The following is an 18,922-nucleotide window of genomic DNA, read 5'->3' as shown; positions in this document are numbered from 1 at the left end:
CAGCTGCATCCATTAAATAAACAGCTGCTCTTTTAAATATACTTCATAAGCGTTACACGGCGGCCGTTTTCCTCTAAAATCATATTATCGCTGCACTCTTTCATAATAGCTAAACCGCGTCCGGATTCTTTAAGGGTGTTAGCAGTTCTTTTAAACACTTCCTCAGAAGCCTGCCTGTACAATGTTTCCGCTTCATTCGTCAACCCGCTTCCACGGTCTTCAATAGATACAATTAGTTTCTTTCCATCCGATTCAAAAGATATACTTGCATAAATTTCTTCTTCGTTTTTCCCATGGTGAACTGTGTTATTTAGTGCTTCATTAACAGCAACCTCAAAGAAAAATTGTTGGTCGCTTTCCAGAGGTTGAAGCCAATTTTTAATCTTTTTTCTCGCTGCGTGATAGTCTTGTGGTTTTTTCACAATATAGTTATCATACTTCATTCTGAGCTTCAACCTTCCTTTCTGGATGATGAGTGCAAAATCTTTCATGGAAAATATGTGTATAATCTACATAATACTTTAATAATATCAAACAATTAGTATATATTACAGCATTATAATATTTGTAATATTTTTTTAATATTACTATTAATCCTTGATCTATAGGGGTTTTATTCAGCTTAATTGCAATTGGATTCTATTTCCTAAACAATTCATTACTCCCTCTTGGTATTCTTACGTTGTGAAAAATTCAACTAGGAGGGAATTTGGGTGTTTAAACAGTTAAAAATAGCAGGTGCTGCTTTTGCTGCTTTAATTTCATTCAGTTTAGCAGCTGAAGTTTCTGAAGCATATACAGTTAAAAGTGGTGAAACTCTTTGGTCTATCGGAATGGAGCACGGGGTTTCTGTCATAGAACTAAAAGAAGTGAATGAAAAAGACACTTTGCATGTAAATGAAGGAGAATATTTGCAAATCCCAGAAGGTATTTCTCCTCATGAAAGGGATTTACTAGAGAGAATTGTAAGTGCAGAAGCCGAGGGTGAATCGTATGCAGGAAAAGTAGCCGTAGCTACAGTAGTATTAAATCGGGTAAAAAGTGATGAATTTCCAGACAGTATTAAGGAAGTTATATATGAAGTATCACCGACAGGCAGCCCTTCATTCAGCCCGGTTTCAGATGGATCAATCCACCAGCCTGCAGATGAGGAATCTAAAAAAGCGGTTAGAGAAGCGCTAGCTTTTGAAGGACAAGGCAGCGGTTCCCTTTTCTTCTATAATCCCACTATCGCTTCTAACCATTGGATCGCCACGAGAGAAACAACTTCTGTCATTGGAAACCATGTCTTTGCAAAATAAAAAAATAAAGACTATACAGCTGGTGCTAAACGATCTAAACAACGTATAAAATGAAAAAACCGCTTCTAGGTAGTAGAGACCATCCTAGAAGCGGGTTTTTTTATATTTCTCTTATTGACTAAGTTTACTTGCAACGTTTGCTACACGTGCACCAAGACGTCCTGCCATAGTAAATTCTCTCTCATCCGGCTGGTTTGATCCATCCGGTCCGGCAACTGTCGAAGCGCCATATGGAGAACCGCCAATGCCGTCTGTCGTGAGCATTTCTTGGTTTTCTCCATAAGGAAGTCCAACATATATAAGACCGAAATGAAGAAGCGGTACTAAAGTAGTAAGAGCTGTTGCCTCTTGTCCTCCATGAATAGAACCGGTACTTGTAAAGACTGCTGTTGCTTTTCCTTCAAGCTCGCCATTCATCCATAACGCCCCAGCTGTATCAAGAAATTGTTTCATTTGGGCGGGCATCGTTCCATAACGGGTTGGGACACCCCAAATAATACCGTCTGCCCACTTTAAATCATCATGGGTCGCTTCGGGGATATTTTCTTGAGCATCCTGTGCTTGAACATAAGGATCTTGGCCTGACATAGCTTGACGCGCTGCTTCAAATTCAGGAACTTTTACTATTTTCACTTCTGCTCCAGTTTGCTCTGCGCCCTCCGCTACTTTTTTCGCCATTTCAAAAATATGTCCATAAGCACTATAATATGGAATTAAAATCTTTGCCATACAAACACCTCATTAACTTATTTTTTTAAAGTAACTATACTAAATACTAATTTTTTCACTTACTTTTGTCAAGTACTATATTTATGCTACCCTACTTTCTATTACGACAAACATTCAATATGTGTTAGAATAATACAATAAAGAGGTGAGGATAATGGATTATACAAAGATGTGTCCCAAATACGAAGCAGCTGTCGAACTGCTTGGTAAAAAATGGACTGGCCTCATCATTCGCGTGCTATTAGGCGGACCTAAACGATTTAAGGATATAAAAGCACAAATTCCTGAAATGAGCGATAGAATATTAACAGAACGCATAAAGGAATTAGAGGAAAACAATATTGTAGAACGCACTGTTTTCCCTGAAAAGCCAGTACGTATTGAATATAGTCTGACCCAAAAAGGAAAAGACTTGGCTCCTGTTATTGAATCAATTCAAGGTTGGGGCGAAAAATGGATGTGAATCGGATATAGAAGCTGAAAAAGCGGCCACTATCTTAACTGTTGATTCTCCATTAAGTAAACTGGTATGTAAATGAGGTTTTCCATTGCCCCGGCAGGTCTCGGTCAAATAATAGATCCGTTGTAAGAAAAATGCAGGAAAGGAAGAAATATGTTATGGCAGCAGTCCACACGTTTTCCCGGCGAGAAGAAATAGCGAATGCGGCTACACACGCTGTTGGTATCGTTTTAAGCATTGCAGCTATCACCCTTCTCGTGGTATTTGCAAGCATTCATGGCACCCCGTTCCATATACTAAGCGTCTCGATTTATGGAGCTACTATGTTATTACTTTATGTTTCCTCGACACTGCTGCACAGCTTTAAGAAAGGGAAAGTTAAAGACCTGTTTGAAATCTTTGATCACGCTTCTATTTATTTATTTATCGCTGGTACTTACACTCCTTTTTTGTTTCACGTCATTGAAGGGGCTTTAAGCTGGACGTTATTTGGGATTGTGTGGGGTCTTGCGATTTTTGGTGTTGGCTTCAAGGCCTTTTTCGTAAAAAAATTTATGTTTCTATCTACTCTCTTTTACATTCTTATGGGATGGATTATTATCTTTGCTTGGCAGCCATTAACTTCCACTCTTCCAGCAGGGGGGATTGGGTTTCTCGTAGGCGGCGGTTTAATGTATACGATTGGTACAATTTTTTATATGTGGAGACACTTCCCTTATCACCATGCAGTATGGCATGTATTTGTACTTGGAGGATCTATTATGCATTTCTTTGCTGTATTTCTCTATGTGCTGCCATTATGACTCAAAAACATTATGTATTCCGCTCCATTAAATGCCATACCTAAAAACTTTTTATAATCGTTTGACAAGAACCCTCCTAGTTCGCACAACAGGAGGGTTCTTGTCTTCCTTATTTTAAAATGATTCTTTTATTAGGACATCTTCAACTGGAAAACGGAATGATTCACGTGTTGTTCCGTGTCCTTTGCCTAATGAGATAAGCATTACAGGAATATAGCGGTCTGGAATGTTAAATGCCTCCATTAATTTTTCTTTATCAAAACCACCCATTGGAACAGAATCATATCCCTTTTCTTTGGCAGCAAGCATTAACTGCATGGCAGCTAATGAAGCATTAATTAAAGCCTCCTTATGCGCAAATCCTTCTTGCTCATAAGCACCATGAATGTTTGCCACAATTTGATTTTTAACCTCGTCTGTTATCGCTCCGCTCTTTACGGACTCATCAAAAACCGTATCAGCAGACTGGTTAGCCTCTTTGTCTCCTAATATAGCGATCGTAACGGAGCTATCCTGAACTTGCTGCTGATTATAAGCAATCGGCAAAAGCTCCTGTTTTTTCTCTTCCGATTGAACAGCTAAAAACCTCCAATGTTGAAGATTCCAGGAAGAAGGAGCTTGTGATGCGGCTTCTATAATTTCATGCAGATCTTCTTCTGGTATTTTAAATTCGCTGTCATATTTACGAATGGAATGACGTTCTTTCATTAGTTCAATGGTTGTCATGGTGTTTTTCACTCCTTATGCTATTTATCCGCATTCTATCCTCTCATGATTTTTCTATTGTTTCAATTTTTATGCTTTAACCTTTAGAGAAACGCGGCTTGCCGCCTTGTCCTTAGCGGAAGTCGTAGTTTTTCTTATACTTTGTTCCTTTTAACAAAGTTAAACATTCCTAAAGTACAAAAAGAAGAGCAGCAAACAGTTGAATCGTTTGCTGCTCTTGAAGATCTTCTTCAATGATCTCTTTATTTCGTAACAAACATTTGTGTCCAGTAATTACCGTAGCTTCCACCTTCAGCATGTCCGACACCGATGTGAGTAAAGCTGCCATTTAAAATGTTTTCACGGTGACCTTCTGAGTTCATCCAGCCTTCTACAACTTGCTCAGGAGATTGCTGACCAGCAGCAATGTTTTCTCCAGCACCTTGGTACTCAATACCATACGTGTCCATCATATCAAATGGGCTGCCGTAATTTGGGCTGTTGTGAGAAAAGTATCCAGCATCTCTCATATCTTCAGACTTGTCTCTTGCCACATCAGAAAGCTCACTATATGGTTCAAGAGGCTGCAGGCCCTGCTTTTCTCTTTCTTCATTAGTCAAACGAATGACTTCTTGTTCGAATTCACTTTCGCTAGCAACTTCTTCGTCATTTCCTGTATTTTGTTCTGCTGCTGTGTCTCCAGTGGCAGGAGCTTGCTGTTCTGCTGCTGGAACTTGTTCTTCAGCAGCTGGGGTTGTTTCTTCTTCTGCCTCTTGTTCAGAAGCTGGAGTTGTTTCTTCTTCCTCTGCCGCTTGATCTTCATTAGGTTGTTCCGTTACTTCCCCCGGAGTAGTGTATTGTTCTATTGTATTATATACATCCAACTCTTCTAATTCCGGAGTAGCTTGAAATAACTCGTATTCCGTCAAATTACTCTGTTCAGCTAATTTTGAAAAGAGTTCTCCAGAATCAACTGGTTGACTTTCTTGAGCATTCACTGCCGCTGGGAAAGCAATTAATACGGCAAGTGATAAAACGATTTTTTTCATATTTAACACCTCCGCCACTTATTATGCCATAACTATGAAACTTAGAAAGGGGGAGGGAAATTGTTGGTATCATATGTTAATTACTTCATTGATACAATATGCTCACTTCACTTTTAATATTTTTCATTAATTAAATACAAAAATGCTTTCATACAGGAAATTACACATCTAAAGTTTTGTTATTCTATTAAATATTTAGGTCTTTTTACTCTCTTATTGTTACAGTATTGTAATAAAGACGGAAAATATGCGAAATAAAGTCTTACTTGATTACAGCTGACCTTTTTAATTTTCTCCTCATAGTATAAAACTTGGACTATCGCTTTGATAGCTAAGAAAACTACCTTTTAAAAAAAGCGCTGCTGCGGCAGCGCTTTTCGTCACTGTATTAATTATTATTCCATCCCAGCGTCTTCTTCCATACCACCGTCTTCTTCCATGGCAGGATCCTCTTCCACGTCACCGCAAGCCGCTAGAACACTTGTTGCTAATACCCCAGTCAATAAAGTATAAAGAAATTTTTTACTCATGATTATTCCTCCCTTATAAATGGAAGAGTATGAACATTTTGTGTTCATCTCTTGCTTTAGTTTCACTCTACCACATGTTTTTTCCTCTTAAGGCTAAATTTGGTAATTCATATATTTTTTTAAAATCTTCCCACATTGTATTAAATTTTTTTAAAAGAAAAGAGGAATAATAAGTTTTGACGTTTACAAAAAAGGGTATTATTTTTAAGATTTATACCTGTATCTTTATATACATAACATTTAGAAAGAACGAGGGGTTGAATTTTAATGGACAACGAGAATCCGCAAACCATGCAAAATATCGGAGAATATCTATTAAAAAACACAACGATATTAAGCGAGAAAATGGATAATTTGCAAAAAAACGATTCTCGCTTCAGGTTTGCAAAAAATAACGATTATGTTACTAAACTAAGAGAAGATCTTTTTGCTACCATAGGCGAAGGAGTCATAAATCAGCTTGCAGAATCAGAGAGTTTAAAATCTCAAATTAGAACATGGGGAGAAAAAGCAGCTGATTATTGTATAAAACACAATGTGAGTCTTTCTACGGCACTACTTGTCTTTCCTTTTTACAGAAAAATCTTAACCGAAGTTATTGAACAGCACTGCTTAGAAGATAACCTTCCTCTTCATGATGCTTTTAATATTTACAGTAAATTTGAATCGCTTCTTGATCAAGCCACTTATGCTTTCAGCCACACTTTTTTACACCAGCATATTGTTGAACTAGAACATGCTAAATCTCAAATGCAGGAAATTTCTGTACCTGTTGTTCCAATAAAACAAGGGACAGCAGTCCTTCCGTTAATTGGAGATATGGATGATGAGCGTTCCGAGTTTTTACAAAAAAGAACATTAGAAAGAGCTACGGAATTAGAGTTATCCTATATTATTATTGATCTCTCCGGTATTAATACAATTAATACATGGTTTGCACAGCATTTAAACCAATTAATCGATGCATTACAGCTATTGGGTATTGACGCGAGTATCTCCGGTATGAGACCGGAACTTTCACAAACGATTGTTCAGTTAGGGATTTCTTTTAAACACATTGCTAAGTTTTTGACATTAGAACAAGCTCTTTTACAGCATTCAACTTACACTTCATAACTCAACCAAATCTGTCGGCTCTCGCTGACAGATTTATTTGTGTAAAATTAATGGATCGTTTATGATGAAAGGGTTGAGTTGTTTGATTATAAAGGAGAAAGGATTATATAGATGAGTAAGCTTGAGGAAGAAATACAATCTCGAAAAACGTTTGCTATTATTTCTCACCCTGACGCTGGGAAGACCACTTTAACCGAGAAACTTCTTTATTTTGGAGGAGCCATTCGAGAAGCTGGTACTGTAAAGGGGAAGAAAAATACAAAGCATGCAACCAGTGACTGGATGGAAATTGAAAAACAGCGCGGCATTTCTGTTACCAGCTCTGTGATGGAATTTCATTATAAAGATCATCAAATTAATATACTAGACACTCCCGGCCACGAAGATTTTAGTGAAGATACCTACCGTACGCTGACAGCCGCTGACTCTGCTACAATGTTAATTGACGCAGCAAAAGGGGTTGAGGCCCAGACCAAAAAATTGTTTAAAGTCTGCAGTATGCGGGGTATTCCTATTTTCACATTTATCAACAAACTCGACCGGCAAGGAAGAGATCCATTTGAACTCATGGAAGAAATGGAAAACCTGCTCGGCATTCGCTCATACCCAATGAATTGGCCGATTGGTATGGGCATGGACTTTTATGGTATATATGACCGTCATTCCAAAAAAGTTGAACTGTATAATGCAGACAACCCTTCTCATGTCGAGATTAAACAAACAAGCGGTCCGGATGACCCGATGCTTGATGAAATCATTGATCCTTCTCTACTCTCTCAATTTAGAGAAGAAATGGAACTATTGGACGTAGCTGGCGATCCTTACGATGAACCTAAAATTAAAAGCGGAGAATTAACTCCTGTATTTTTTGGAAGTGCTATATCTAATTTTGGCGTGCAGAATTTTCTCGAACACTTTTTGAACCTGGCTCCTGCACCAGTTGGCCGTGACAGTGATCAAGGGTTTATTGAACCGGTACAAGAAACCTTCTCGGGTTTTGTGTTTAAAATCCAAGCAAACATGAATCCAAAACATCGTGATCGTATTGCCTTTTTACGTATAACTTCTGGTAAGTATACACAAGGAATGCAAGTAAACCATGTCCGCTTTAACAAAGCAATGCGTTTAGCACAGCCTACCCAATTTTTAGCCCAGGACCGAAATATTGTAAAAGAGGCCTATGCCGGAGATATTATTGGATTATACGACCCAGGCACCTTTCGAATTGGAGACACATTAGCTGACAGCAGTGATTTTCAATTTGATGAAATGCCTCACTTTTCTCCAGAACATTTTGCCGCCATATCGGTTAAAGACGCTATGAAGCATAAATCATTTGAGAAAGGGCTTCAGCAGCTGACCGAAGAAGGTGCTGTTCAGTTATTTCAAACGTACAATAAATACCCAGAACAGCAAATCATCGGTGTTGTAGGGGTTCTGCAATTTGAAGTGATGGAATATCGCTTAAAAAATGAGTATAATGCTGATATTCGTCTTGAAAAACTTCCTTTTTCGATTGCTCGATGGGTAAATGGAGAGTCTGATGAATTAGGAAACTTTAAAAAGCGCCAAAAAAACCTGGCTGTAGATAGAGACGGAAGAATAGTCGCTTTATTCGATAATGAATTCCAAATGAATATGACAAAAGATAAATATCCACAACTCACCTTTTACGAAAACTCTTATATGAAATAATAAATTTCTTTATATTCGGAAGTCCTTATCACTGAAAGTTTTAATAAAACGATAAAATCTTCCGATAAAAAAACACGACTAAACGAATATAGCGTTTTAGTCGTGTTTTTTAATTAGTTCCACCCATAACTTCAGGAATGACTGTTCCTTCTCCGGTCTCTACAGCCCCAAATAAAAGCAAAGCTATAAATACCACCCATATTATTGCATTATTGAAAGTCACTCCATCAAATGAAGGATTGTTATTTTCAAACATTTTTTGGAATCATCCTCTCTTTTTTATCTACTTAACCGCTGCTTTATCGCTTCCATTACATCGTCAACCGTCATATCACCATTTTCTTTTAAAAAGTCGGCCATTTTTGTCGCTTTGTCATTCGTTCCGTTTTTATAGTCCCCTATAAGGTGGACCTCTACTGTAGGTTCTCCCCGGTATATTTCAACCGTGTTCACTTTAAGCTTCCCTGTTACAAGTAAAACCGCTGCGATAATATCTAAGTTATGTCCATTTAATAAATCAGCTACCGTGTATGGGGGCAAAGAAGAGTTATTTTTATTATTGTTGTTATTAAACATATTGAAATGCACCCCCATTTTCACCATATGTAAGAATGAATTAGAAGGTGCAATATAAAAATATCTTACTACTCAAAAACGTATGAAACTACCTTTTCTCGTGCATTTCGTGTTACCCTATTGTAAATGAGAATTGAAATGCGTGTGCATACTAGCATTCTCATTAATAATGAAGGGAAATTTAATTTCACGCCCTTAATTTATCTTATACAGCTAAAAGGATGTTTTTTAATATAGTTTATACTGAGGTGACAACTATGAACGCAGTAGCAATTGACATGGACGGAACTCTTTTACATTCAGAAGGATTTGTTTCAGAAAAAAATGCACAAGCACTCAAATTGCTTCAAGCAGAAGGACATAAAGTTATTATTGCAACGGGCCGAGGGTTACCAGACGTAGAAAGATTACTTGGGTCTGTAAATGTTACTCCCGACGGAATTATTTCTCTAAATGGGGCCAGAGTGTTTTGGGAAGGAGAACAGATTCAAGAATCCTTTATGGGTCAGCAAGAAGCCATCAACTTGGTAGAGTGGCTTAATGACAATGAATATTATTTTCACATATACACTGACAAGGGGTTATTTTCCCCGACCCGATCCCGAGAGTTTTTTATGAATGACTTGAACATATATACACAGGACAAAGAAGAAGGAGAAGAAATAAAAGAAGCCATTCGACGCAGAGCAGACGGTCATCATAGACAGGCAAATATGAAAGAGCTGCACTCTGCAAGTATGATTGTTGATAATGACCTTACCGTTTATAAATTTCTTATTGTATCTATGCTTGAACAAAAGCTTGATACATGCCGGAAATCTTGGGGAGATAAACATAATGTGCTTATTACTTCCTCAGGACGCGATAACCTTGAGATCATGAACCCGGATACTCAGAAAGGAAAAGGGCTTCTCCATATTGCAAAACATGCGGGATTAAATATTTCTTCCACATTTGCAATAGGTGACAATTATAATGACCTTCCGCTATTTAATGCTGCTGCCATTAGTATTGCGATGGGCAATGCTGAAGAAGATGTAAAACGGGTAGCCACCTATGAAACAACACACCATGACAATAATGGGGTTGCCTATGCAATCGAAAAATATATTTTAAGTTCCTCTCCTCATGTTTTTAAAAGCAGTGAAAAAAATCAGTTGCCATAAGTAAAGGCTGCTGATATAATTCCTCGTGGTCGTTAAAGAAAAATTGTCTAGCCGAGCCTTTAAGTAAAGGCGGTTACCGAATAGACTTAAACCGATTTCCTCAACATTTTGACGACGGCGATGATTCGTCCATGCTAAAATTTTATTCTTTGTTTTACTAAAGATATACATGAAGAGATAACTTCAGCTCACGTTTATAACACGCGGCTTAAAACGAGTTTTGAATTCATCACTTTAGTGTGTTGTATGGGTATGATCTCCAAAAATTCTTAAGAAAAAGTAAATGAATCAATTTCATAAGTTCTATTTTGATTATCAAACACGAACACTATATCGATTTAGCGGAAGGCGGCGACACCTGCGGAATAAGCTTGAGCTGAAGACCCGGCAGGCAGCTTGCTGGTCGAGGGGGGGGACTGAATCCAAGCCCACGAAAAAGAAGACACTACGATAATGAACAGAGTGAGTTGGAATAGATGTCGTGCTTGTGCCCCGAGGGTGAAAGCGTCCGCCTGAAGCGAAAAATCGAACAATAACGAGGAAATTTTTAAATTTTTATATAATGTTCGTTTATAATGATATAGAAATCAATGATGAAATTCATTTAAATCAACAAAAAAAGAATAGTAAAACATTGTCCCACTGATAAGATAGAAGTGCAAATGAGAAAAGTATGCTCCAGAAGGAGAAAAACTTTTATAATCGGAGACATTGCCGAAGTCGGATAAAAGCTCATCCCGATCATGCCTGAAACATATTTAGACCTTCAGTTCGTCGTAGAGAACTAAGACGGGTTGACCGTTCTACCTGCTTGGTGAAGGAATCCGAGCAGTTTTTTTTGCATAAGCTTTAGTATAATTAGAAATACTCGGCTTAGCACTAAGTCTAAATGCGGAAGTCGTGGTGTCGCTTATACTTTGAGTTTTAGTTAATCAATTTAAAGTACAATGAAACAGAAAGGAGAAAAGTTGTAATGAACGAGCCGTCCATTCTGTCGCTTCTTCCTCCTATTCTTGCGTTATTAATGATCGTTGCGACAAGAAAAGTTCTTCCTTCCCTGGGTGTTGGAATTATTATCGGTGCGCTAGTTCTTAGCGATTGGTCAATTACCGAAGGAGCTGTCCTCATTTGGAAGATATTTGCCGGCATTTTTGTCGTTGATGGTGCTATGAATGACTGGGAATTATATATTATTTTCTTTTTACTTATTCTCGGCATAATGGCAGCTCTAATCAGTTTTTCTGGCGGAAGCCGTGCATTTGGGGAATGGGCATTAAAACGAGTAAAAACGAGGATAGGAGCCCAGCTTGTCACCTTGCTTTTTGGTATCCTCGTTTTTATTGATGATTACTTTAACAGTTTAACAGTTGGTCAAGTAAGCCGGCCGCTTACAGACAGGCACTACATCTCTAGAGCCAAGCTTGCATATATTGTTGACTCTGTCGCTGCACCGATTTGTGTAATCGCACCGCTGTCGAGCTGGGGAGCCTACATTATTACCATCATTGCTGACATTCTGAGCAGTCATAACCAAACACAATACGGTGGCCTTCAAGCATTTCTCTATATGATACCTATGAATTTTTATGCGATGACTGCTGTATTATTCGTTTTTTTAGTAATCGTTTGGAAACTTGACTTTGGTCCGATGCGAACCCATGAAAAACGTGCCGTCATGCATCATCAAGTACTTGATCCTAAGCGTACTGGTGTGCCTGGTGAACAATCCCAGTACCTAGACGAACATAAAGGAAAAGTACGTGATTTAACGATTCCGATACTCGTTCTCATTGTAAGTACTGTTGTATTCATGATAGTAACGGGCGCTCAAGCGGCTGATGAAGTAACAGCTTTATCCATTTTTGCAGAAACAGATGTTGCAAGCTCCCTCGTTTACGGCGGTTTATTTGGACTCGGGGTGACTATGCTGCTCACAATGACAAAGAAACCTGCTGTGACTGAATTTATGAAAACCATTTTTGCGGGGATCCAATCAATGCTTCCAGCTATTTATATTTTAATTCTTGCGTGGATTATTGTAAGTATTATTGATGATTTAGGGACTGGCGAATATTTAGCCGACTTTATCGATGGAACCATCCCTTTATTCTTGCTTCCCGCACTTTTGTTTTTACTAGCAGGATTTATGGCTTTTTCTACAGGAACGTCGTGGGGGACATTTTCTATCTTACTTCCTATTGCTGGTGAAATAGCGGCGGCTTTGGATATATCATTAATCCTGCCTATGCTTGCAGCCGTACTGGCAGGTTCTATTTTAGGCGATCATTGTTCCCCTATTTCAGACACCACTATTTTGTCATCAACAGGGGCAGGAAGTCATCATATTGACCACGTGATTACTCAACTGCCTTATGCCATGTTCTCTGCTGTCGGAGCATTTGTTGGTTATCTAATACTCGGAGCAACTGGAAGTACGCCAGCAGGTCTTGCTGCAGCAATTCTTATAACGGTTGGTATAGCCTTTATCTTTAAAATTAAAAATAAACCGATAACAGATGAAAACAGAGGATAATAAATATTGATTTGTCATATAATAGCCCAAAGCTGACTAATGCTTTGGGCTGTTTAAATACGAGCAAGAAAGGTAATAGAAGAAAGAGTAGACGATACTGCACGTTATTTATATTTTATGGGGGGCATAAGCAATGGAAGTATTGTTTATTATTGTTGTGATCATTATCGTAGCCGTCTATTTCTCTCCATTCTTTTTAGAAAGCTTGCAAGCATCTTTTCCTTATTTTAATACATTAATGAGAGTACGTTATACTATAATCTTTGGCGGCATTGGCTTATTGTACGGTATAGCAGGAGAGGTATTAGATATCACAGATATCTTTTTTGGTATGATTGCAGGAAGTTTGGTTGATTTCCTTCTTCGCAGCAGCCAAAGGTCTGCATCTCCATAATGGTATAAACACAGCATACCGCCATCCAATAGAAACCGTCTAAAAACACCACTTTCATACAGAACGGAACCAATAGTACATCCGTACGTTGAAATAACGTCGTTTTGTTAGCATAGTTTGCTTTCTTACACAATAAAAAATCCTCTCCCAACACACTCATATTGGAAGAGGATTTCTCTTAAATTTATTAAACTGTTTTTGGTACGAGGTTAAAGCAGCGCTTGTAAATCCATTCGTAATCTGCAACTTTAAGGTCACGAGGATTTCCTTCAGTTTGCGGATCGTTTTGAGCTTCTTTTGCAAGACGCTCTACCATATCACTGCTTACTCCTTGTTCTTCGAGGTTAGGGATATCTAAATCTTCTACAAGATCGTACATCCAGTTTACTGCTGCTTTTGCAGCTTCTTCTGTTGTCATGTGGAAAGTGTCAATACCAAACGCTTTAGCCACACGGGCGAAGCGCTCCGGCGCACCTTTCCAGTTATACTCCATAACAGGTCCCATCATAGTAGCAACACATTGACCGTGTGCAACTGGGATGATTCCGCCTAGTGTTTGACTCATTGCGTGTGCTGCACCAGCAGATTCACTTCCATAAGAAAGTCCTGCAAGCATAGCTGCTTGAGCCATTCCATAGCGGGCTTCAAGGTCTGTGCCATCGGCGTAAGCACGGCGGATATATTTAGCAGCATATTCCATAGCCATTAGTGCTACAGCATCTGTAACAGGCTGTGCAAACTTCATGGTATAGCATTCTACTGCGTGTGCAATTGCGTCGATACCTGTCATTGCTGTTACATGCGGAGGCATGGATACATGAAGTTCAGGATCAATAATAGTAAGGTGTGCTGCAATAAGCGGACCGCCTGTATTAAATTTAAACTCACGCTCTTCATCGGTGATAACCGCCCATTGTGTTACTTCAGAGCCCGTTCCCGCAGTAGTAGGGATTGTAGTAAGTGGTGGAATCCGATTTTCAAGAGGCTTTTTCCCTTCTGCTGCTTCATAATCAAGGACAGTGCCTTCGTGTGTTGCTTCTACTCCAATTGCTTTCGCTGTGTCCATAGAACTTCCGCCGCCAACGGCCACAAGTCCGTTACACCCTTCTTCTTTATAAACTTTAGAGCCTTCTCCGATCAAACGTACGGGAGGGTTTGGCTCTACTTTATTAAAGACAACTACTTCAACACCTGCTTTTTTAAGGTTTTCAACAACTGGATTAGTAACTCCTGCATTATAAATTCCAGGATCCGTAACGAGAAGAACTTTGTTAGCTCCAAGGGTTTTCACTTCTTCTCCAATGTGTTTAATTGCACCGATTCCATGCTTGATAGCAGTAGGAATTTCAAATGTGTGATAGTTTAACATGTGTTCTACTTTCATATTAAGGCTCATAATGACATCCTCCTATTTTAAAGTTGTGATTTGTGTGATTGTGACTATTTTGCAAGTAATGATTTATTTAAACCAGTGAATAGGTTCTGGTTTTTTATTACGGAATACGTGTTTAACTTCTGTATATTCTTCTAACCCAATATGACCAAGTTCTCTGCCTATTCCTGACTGCTTATATCCACCCCATGGAGCTTGTGCAAAATATGGGTGGAAATCATTAATCCATACTGTTCCCATGCGAAGTTTTGAAGCAGTCTCTTCTGCTTTAGAAATATCTGTTGTGAAAACAGCGCCGGCAAGGCCATATATAGAATCATTAGCTATAGCTACAGCTTCTTCTTTACTATTAAACGTTTCAATTGTTAAGACCGGACCAAATACTTCTTCCTGAACAATCCTCATGTCTGACTTACAGTTCGTAAAGATAGTTGGAAGGAAGAAGAACCCGTTTTGCAGTTCAGGGTCTTCTGGACGTTTACCGCCGATTTCCAGCTTGGCACCTTCTTGCTGGCCAATTTCTACATACTTCTCTACTTTTTCCCGATGATCTGCAGAAATTAGCGGACCAGAATGTGTGCTTTCATCAAAGCCGTTTCCAAGTTTGATATTTTTTGTGCGTTTTACGAGCTCTTTAACAAATTCGTCATGAATACTTTCTTCTATAATTAAACGTGCTCCTGCAGAACATACTTGACCAGCATGGAAGAAGACGGCATTCATCGCTTGATCTACTGCTGTTTCAAAATCAGCATCTGCAAACACGATGTTAGGATTCTTTCCGCCAAGTTCAAGTGCAATTTTTTTCATATTAATGCTTGCTGCCTGCATAATTTTCTTTCCTGTTTCAATTCCTCCAGTAAAGGACACCAAGTCTACATCTACACTTTCGGATAATTCTGCTCCAACGTCCGCCCCTTTACCGAGTACAAGGTTTACTACACCTTTTGGAAATCCTGCTTCTTCCATAATTTCAAACACTTTCACTGACGTAAGCGGCGTAATCTCACTTGGTTTTACAACAATTGTATTTCCAGCTGCCAAAGCCGGTGCAATTTTCCACGCTGCTTGAAGCAATGGATAATTCCATGGAGTAATTTGTCCGCAGACACCAACCGGTTCGCGTACTATTTTACTTTCTGAATCTGGAATAGGAGAAGCGATCATTTTGCCGCCGTCTTTATCTGCAAGTCCAGCAAAATATTGAAATACGTTTGCGATATCGTCCATATCAGCTCGGCTTTCTTCTAATGTCTTGCCAGTATCCAACGATTCTAATTCAGCTAGCTCTTCTTTGTCTCGGCGGATAAAATCGGCAACCTTTTGAACAAGCTCTCCTCTTTCATTTGCTGGTGTGTCTGGCCAGCTGCCTTCATCAAAGGCAGTACGAGCTGCTTGAATAGCTGCTTTTGCATCTTCACGATTTCCTTCCGCAGCCTCTGCAACATTTTCTTGATTATATGGATTGATAATCGTTCTTACTTCTTTTGACTTTGCCTCAGTCCAGGCGCCGTCAATGTACATTCTTTTCAGTGCCAAATGAACCCCTCCTCTATAAAATTAAAGATGTTTAATTTGTTTTAAAAAAATTTAACGTTCCGAACAACTTTAATCTAACAGCTCTATTTTTTATTGTCAAAGAAAAATGAAAAAAATAATCTTTTAAAAAATTGATCTTCCCCCGGCAAATTAGGGAAAGAATATGTATAAAAGAAATTTTTTCTTTGACATCTTTTTTTATTACGTTATGATAGAAAACTGTAAACAAAAAACTAAATGAATTTAATTTTTTAAATGAAAGGAGGATCTGAATGGAAGATTCCCATAATAAAGATGCTCTCGACTCTATTAACAATGCGAAAGATCTCGTTGTGGATTCCATCGCAGAAACGATGGACCTTTACGGTGTAACAAGAAGCGTTGGAACGCTTTATGGGACCATGTACCTCGAAGGAGATATGACGTTAGATGAAATGCGGGAAAAGCTTGGCATGAGTAAGCCAAGTATGAGTACAGGCGTCAAAAAACTGCAAGAATTTAATGTTGTCAAGAAAACCTTTAGAAGAGGAAAAAGAAAACAAACGTATGTTGCAGAAAAAGACTTTTTTCAGTTTTTCATCAATTTTTTCACACAAAAATGGGAGCGAGAAGTCAAATTGAATCTCACTTCTATTAAAGAAGCACAATTACAGCTTTCTAAACTATTAGAAGACACAAATATTTCCGATGAAATAAAAGAAGAAGCAAACGAAACTTTTCAGACGCTCGAAAAATCAAAAGCTTATTACAAATGGCTCAACAAATTAACTGAAAAAATTGAGTCAGGTGAAATTTTTGACTTGATTCCAGTTGAAGAGGAAGACGAATAACTTTTTTATTTTTTTACTTTAAAAATAACATGTATCCAAATCTGCAAGGATTTAAGCGGCAATCTTTGTAGAGTTGAGGGATACATGCGCACGATATAGATTTCATAATATTGTTAAAATTCAGTAATTAGACATCTAGGAGTGATGCTCGTGACAGAAAAAAGCACTAAATTGTTAAAAACCATAGGGTTTGCAATACTAATAATAGGAGTTGTCATCTATGTTGGAATGACCGATAGTGATATCGCCTGGGGCGGCTTTATTTCTATGTTGTTCTTTTATGCCCTCATTTATTACGTAGGTGCCTTTTTTGCCGCTAAAAAATCAGAATCATTAAGCGATATGATGGTAGCCAAGCGGAGCATACCACTTGGTGTCGCTATGTTTACCATGGCTGCAACGTGGGTTGGCGGCGGTTATGTTAACGGAACAGCCGAATTCACTTATTCTGATGGCCTTGTCTGGGCGCAAGCTCCATGGGGTTATGCACTCAGTTTGATTATCGGCGGTATTTTTTATGCTAGAAAAATGCGCCGCTATGAATTTATGACCATTATCGATCCACTTGAACAGCGTTTTGGCAGCAAGATGGCCGGAATTTTGTATATTCCTGCGCTTCTCGGTGAATTATTTTGGAGCGGGGCGATTTTAACAGCACTCGGTACAACTTTTGGTACCATCTTAGGATTAGACTTTTCTACCTCTATCATTATTTCAGCTATTATCGCTATAGCTTATACCGTGTTTGGCGGCATGTGGGCAGTTGCTTATACAGACGTTTTCCAAATGGCTATTCTCTTAGTCGGTTTATTTTTAGTACTTCCGTTTGCATTTGGAAATGTGGGAAGCTTAAGTGTAAACTGGGCGAACTATCAAGCTGATTTTGACACGTATGCCAGTCTTTTCCCGCCTCTTGACGGCTGGAACCATCCCGATTGGGGAAATTGGTTCTGGAATTGGTGGGATTATGCCTTGCTTCTTATCTTTGGAGGTATTGCTTGGCAAGTTTACTTTCAGCGTGTCCTTTCAGCTAAAAATGAAAACACGGCAATGTGGCTTTCCATTTTGGCTGGTATTATTTGTTTAATTGCTGCATTTCCTGCTGTATTAGTTGGTATTATTGGTCACAACGCGGACTGGGCAGCTTTTGGAACAGAAGCTCCTGAAACAGCTGCGATGGTACTTCCGCAGGTGCTGCGCTTTTTGACGCCTGAAATTGTAGCGGCTGTTGGTTTAGGCGCATTGGCTGCGGCAGTTATGTCATCGATGGACTCTTCCATCTTGTCCGCTTCTTCTATGGCTTCTTGGAATATATATCGACCTTTGATAAAACCAAAAGCCAGTCAAGGTGAACTTAAAAAAGTAATTAAACGTACTATTATTCTTATTGGTGTAGCAGCCATGATTATTGCATTAAATGTAGGAAGTGTATACACACTCTGGTACTTGGCGTCAGACCTCGTTTATTGTGTGCTGTTCCCTCAATTAACGATGGCTCTTTTTTACAAAAATGCGAACTTTTATGGTTCGCTTGCCGGTTTCGCGGCGGCAGTTTTCCTTCGGCTTGGAGGCGGAGAGCCAGCGATAAATCTGCCTTATTTTCTTCCATATCCTATGGTAGAAGACGGTTTGGTACTCTTTCCATTCCGTACGCTGGCTATGATCGCTGCGTTTCTCACAATATTTATTGTTTCCGAATTAACGAAGAAAAAATGTCCTCCAAAACGATTGCTTATGCCTCACGAACGTGTGAATAATGAACCAATAAAAAAATAAACCAAAATGGGGGCTGGGACATAACTAGCCCGAAATAGTAAAAAAGATTCCGATTATCGTTTTTTGATAATCGGAATCTTTTTTGATTATTATTCAGGGGGCCATGATGTTTGGAGGCGGTATACTTTCTCAAGTTTACCGCCATGAATGCAAATCCTAGTTCATTTTCTACTTTTTCTTTGCCGAAAAGCTTTCGGAAACGAAAACGGGTGAAATCTATGGTAAGCGTAAGATAGATGTAGAGCCAGTCTTCGGATTCGAAAGTTCATCCGCACTTTCTCGCTTGATGGCTGGAATGATTTCCTTTTCCAGTAATTCATCGTACAT

General features: G+C 38.8%; 19 protein-coding genes. 10 read left to right on the top strand and 9 right to left on the bottom strand.

Annotated features, from left to right (window positions below):
• Nucleotides 1-32: 32 nt before the first annotated feature.
• Nucleotides 33-443: an ATP-binding protein gene (locus FZF09_RS21380; protein WP_158738581.1), complete on the bottom strand. Its 411-nt coding sequence runs from the start codon at nt 441-443 to the stop codon at nt 33-35.
• Nucleotides 444-713: 270 nt separating this feature from the next.
• Here FZF09_RS21380 and FZF09_RS21375 point away from each other — a divergent pair, with 270 nt between their 5' ends.
• Nucleotides 714-1,301, top strand: a complete 588-nt coding sequence (locus FZF09_RS21375; protein WP_158738580.1) for a cell wall hydrolase — start codon at nt 714-716, stop codon at nt 1,299-1,301.
• A 111-nt stretch (nt 1,302-1,412) separates the two neighbouring features.
• Here the strand turns inward: FZF09_RS21375 and wrbA are convergent, their stop codons facing one another.
• Nucleotides 1,413-2,030 (bottom strand): NAD(P)H:quinone oxidoreductase, encoded by a 618-nt coding sequence (wrbA, locus tag FZF09_RS21370; RefSeq protein WP_158738579.1) that lies wholly within the window; start codon nt 2,028-2,030, stop codon nt 1,413-1,415.
• A 154-nt stretch (nt 2,031-2,184) separates the two neighbouring features.
• On the opposite strand from wrbA, the gene FZF09_RS21365 reads away from it, so the two are divergent.
• Both FZF09_RS21365 and trhA read left to right on the top strand, forming a co-directional pair.
• Nucleotides 2,185-2,493, top strand: coding sequence for a winged helix-turn-helix transcriptional regulator (locus FZF09_RS21365; protein WP_158738578.1), 309 nt, complete (start codon nt 2,185-2,187; stop codon nt 2,491-2,493).
• 155 nt (nt 2,494-2,648) lie between these two features.
• Nucleotides 2,649-3,293: a PAQR family membrane homeostasis protein TrhA gene (trhA, locus tag FZF09_RS21360; protein WP_158738577.1), complete on the top strand. Its 645-nt coding sequence runs from the start codon at nt 2,649-2,651 to the stop codon at nt 3,291-3,293.
• A gap of 114 nt (nt 3,294-3,407) precedes the next feature.
• Here trhA and FZF09_RS21355 read toward each other — a convergent pair whose 3' ends face one another.
• The 3 genes from FZF09_RS21355 to FZF09_RS23200 all read right to left on the bottom strand — a co-directional run bounded on the left by FZF09_RS21355 (nt 3,408) and on the right by FZF09_RS23200 (nt 5,577).
• On the bottom strand, nt 3,408-4,019 hold the full coding sequence (locus FZF09_RS21355) for a nitroreductase family protein (protein WP_158738576.1): 612 nt from the start codon (nt 4,017-4,019) through the stop codon (nt 3,408-3,410).
• A gap of 242 nt (nt 4,020-4,261) precedes the next feature.
• A complete protein-coding gene (locus tag FZF09_RS21350; protein ID WP_158738575.1) occupies nt 4,262-5,047 on the bottom strand; it encodes a CAP domain-containing protein in 786 nt (261 codons plus the stop codon).
• Between the two features lie 395 nt (nt 5,048-5,442).
• Complete coding sequence (locus FZF09_RS23200) at nt 5,443-5,577, bottom strand: hypothetical protein (protein ID WP_255450620.1); 135 nt, start codon at nt 5,575-5,577, stop codon at nt 5,443-5,445.
• 267 nt (nt 5,578-5,844) lie between these two features.
• Between FZF09_RS23200 and FZF09_RS21345 the strand changes: the two genes are divergently transcribed.
• Both FZF09_RS21345 and FZF09_RS21340 read left to right on the top strand, forming a co-directional pair.
• On the top strand, nt 5,845-6,693 hold the full coding sequence (locus FZF09_RS21345) for an STAS domain-containing protein (protein WP_158738574.1): 849 nt from the start codon (nt 5,845-5,847) through the stop codon (nt 6,691-6,693).
• A gap of 111 nt (nt 6,694-6,804) precedes the next feature.
• Nucleotides 6,805-8,388 (top strand): peptide chain release factor 3, encoded by a 1,584-nt coding sequence (locus FZF09_RS21340; protein WP_158738573.1) that lies wholly within the window; start codon nt 6,805-6,807, stop codon nt 8,386-8,388.
• Nucleotides 8,389-8,497: 109 nt separating this feature from the next.
• Here FZF09_RS21340 and FZF09_RS21335 read toward each other — a convergent pair whose 3' ends face one another.
• On the bottom strand, nt 8,498-8,644 hold the full coding sequence (locus FZF09_RS21335) for a hypothetical protein (protein WP_158738572.1): 147 nt from the start codon (nt 8,642-8,644) through the stop codon (nt 8,498-8,500).
• 23 nt (nt 8,645-8,667) lie between these two features.
• The gene (locus FZF09_RS21330; RefSeq protein ID WP_158738571.1) at nt 8,668-8,964 is read right to left on the bottom strand and encodes a hypothetical protein; all 297 of its coding nucleotides are present in this window, start codon (nt 8,962-8,964) and stop codon (nt 8,668-8,670) included.
• Between the two features lie 257 nt (nt 8,965-9,221).
• Between FZF09_RS21330 and FZF09_RS21325 the strand changes: the two genes are divergently transcribed.
• The 3 genes from FZF09_RS21325 to FZF09_RS21315 all read left to right on the top strand — a co-directional run bounded on the left by FZF09_RS21325 (nt 9,222) and on the right by FZF09_RS21315 (nt 13,057).
• Nucleotides 9,222-10,130: a Cof-type HAD-IIB family hydrolase gene (locus FZF09_RS21325; RefSeq protein WP_158738570.1), complete on the top strand. Its 909-nt coding sequence runs from the start codon at nt 9,222-9,224 to the stop codon at nt 10,128-10,130.
• Nucleotides 10,131-11,103: 973 nt separating this feature from the next.
• Nucleotides 11,104-12,663 (top strand): Na+/H+ antiporter NhaC family protein, encoded by a 1,560-nt coding sequence (locus FZF09_RS21320; protein ID WP_158738569.1) that lies wholly within the window; start codon nt 11,104-11,106, stop codon nt 12,661-12,663.
• Nucleotides 12,664-12,796: 133 nt separating this feature from the next.
• Nucleotides 12,797-13,057 carry a hypothetical protein gene (locus FZF09_RS21315; RefSeq protein ID WP_158738568.1) on the top strand — a complete coding sequence of 87 codons (261 nt, stop codon included), beginning with the start codon at nt 12,797-12,799 and terminating at the stop codon, nt 13,055-13,057.
• Nucleotides 13,058-13,244: 187 nt separating this feature from the next.
• Here FZF09_RS21315 and FZF09_RS21310 read toward each other — a convergent pair whose 3' ends face one another.
• Both FZF09_RS21310 and betB read right to left on the bottom strand, forming a co-directional pair.
• Nucleotides 13,245-14,453 carry a choline dehydrogenase gene (locus FZF09_RS21310; protein WP_158738567.1) on the bottom strand — a complete coding sequence of 403 codons (1,209 nt, stop codon included), beginning with the start codon at nt 14,451-14,453 and terminating at the stop codon, nt 13,245-13,247.
• 63 nt (nt 14,454-14,516) lie between these two features.
• On the bottom strand, nt 14,517-15,974 hold the full coding sequence (gene betB, locus FZF09_RS21305) for a betaine-aldehyde dehydrogenase (RefSeq protein ID WP_158738601.1): 1,458 nt from the start codon (nt 15,972-15,974) through the stop codon (nt 14,517-14,519).
• A 287-nt stretch (nt 15,975-16,261) separates the two neighbouring features.
• On the opposite strand from betB, the gene cudC reads away from it, so the two are divergent.
• Together cudC and FZF09_RS21295 are read left to right on the top strand one after the other, a co-directional pair.
• Nucleotides 16,262-16,819 (top strand): choline uptake/conversion transcriptional regulator CudC, encoded by a 558-nt coding sequence (gene cudC / locus FZF09_RS21300; RefSeq protein WP_158738566.1) that lies wholly within the window; start codon nt 16,262-16,264, stop codon nt 16,817-16,819.
• A 144-nt stretch (nt 16,820-16,963) separates the two neighbouring features.
• A complete protein-coding gene (locus FZF09_RS21295; RefSeq protein WP_158738565.1) occupies nt 16,964-18,595 on the top strand; it encodes a high affinity choline transporter 1 in 1,632 nt (543 codons plus the stop codon).
• Nucleotides 18,596-18,922 lie beyond the last annotated feature (327 nt).

The organism is Alteribacillus sp. YIM 98480 (assembly GCF_009765375.1).
In the GTDB taxonomy this organism is placed as follows: Bacteria; Bacillota; Bacilli; order Bacillales; family Marinococcaceae; genus Alteribacillus.
Note: the sequence above shows the minus strand (reverse complement) of the source record. Positions and strands in the feature narration are given on the sequence as shown.

Coding starts and splice junctions, on each gene's coding strand:
- FZF09_RS21295 (WP_158738565.1), top strand. CDS start 16,964: ATGCTCGTGACAGAAAAAAGCACTAAATTGTTAAAAACCATAGGGTTT.
- FZF09_RS21365 (WP_158738578.1), top strand. CDS start 2,185: ATGGATTATACAAAGATGTGTCCCAAATACGAAGCAGCTGTCGAACTG.
- wrbA (WP_158738579.1), bottom strand. CDS start 2,030: ATGGCAAAGATTTTAATTCCATATTATAGTGCTTATGGACATATTTTT.
- cudC (WP_158738566.1), top strand. CDS start 16,262: ATGGAAGATTCCCATAATAAAGATGCTCTCGACTCTATTAACAATGCG.
- FZF09_RS21350 (WP_158738575.1), bottom strand. CDS start 5,047: ATGAAAAAAATCGTTTTATCACTTGCCGTATTAATTGCTTTCCCAGCG.
- betB (WP_158738601.1), bottom strand. CDS start 15,974: ATGTACATTGACGGCGCCTGGACTGAGGCAAAGTCAAAAGAAGTAAGA.
- FZF09_RS21320 (WP_158738569.1), top strand. CDS start 11,104: ATGAACGAGCCGTCCATTCTGTCGCTTCTTCCTCCTATTCTTGCGTTA.
- FZF09_RS23200 (WP_255450620.1), bottom strand. CDS start 5,577: ATGAGTAAAAAATTTCTTTATACTTTATTGACTGGGGTATTAGCAACA.
- FZF09_RS21310 (WP_158738567.1), bottom strand. CDS start 14,453: ATGAGCCTTAATATGAAAGTAGAACACATGTTAAACTATCACACATTT.
- FZF09_RS21315 (WP_158738568.1), top strand. CDS start 12,797: ATGGAAGTATTGTTTATTATTGTTGTGATCATTATCGTAGCCGTCTAT.
- FZF09_RS21325 (WP_158738570.1), top strand. CDS start 9,222: ATGAACGCAGTAGCAATTGACATGGACGGAACTCTTTTACATTCAGAA.
- FZF09_RS21330 (WP_158738571.1), bottom strand. CDS start 8,964: ATGTTTAATAACAACAATAATAAAAATAACTCTTCTTTGCCCCCATAC.
- FZF09_RS21345 (WP_158738574.1), top strand. CDS start 5,845: ATGGACAACGAGAATCCGCAAACCATGCAAAATATCGGAGAATATCTA.
- FZF09_RS21335 (WP_158738572.1), bottom strand. CDS start 8,644: ATGTTTGAAAATAACAATCCTTCATTTGATGGAGTGACTTTCAATAAT.
- trhA (WP_158738577.1), top strand. CDS start 2,649: ATGGCAGCAGTCCACACGTTTTCCCGGCGAGAAGAAATAGCGAATGCG.
- FZF09_RS21340 (WP_158738573.1), top strand. CDS start 6,805: ATGAGTAAGCTTGAGGAAGAAATACAATCTCGAAAAACGTTTGCTATT.
- FZF09_RS21380 (WP_158738581.1), bottom strand. CDS start 443: ATGAAGTATGATAACTATATTGTGAAAAAACCACAAGACTATCACGCA.
- FZF09_RS21355 (WP_158738576.1), bottom strand. CDS start 4,019: ATGACAACCATTGAACTAATGAAAGAACGTCATTCCATTCGTAAATAT.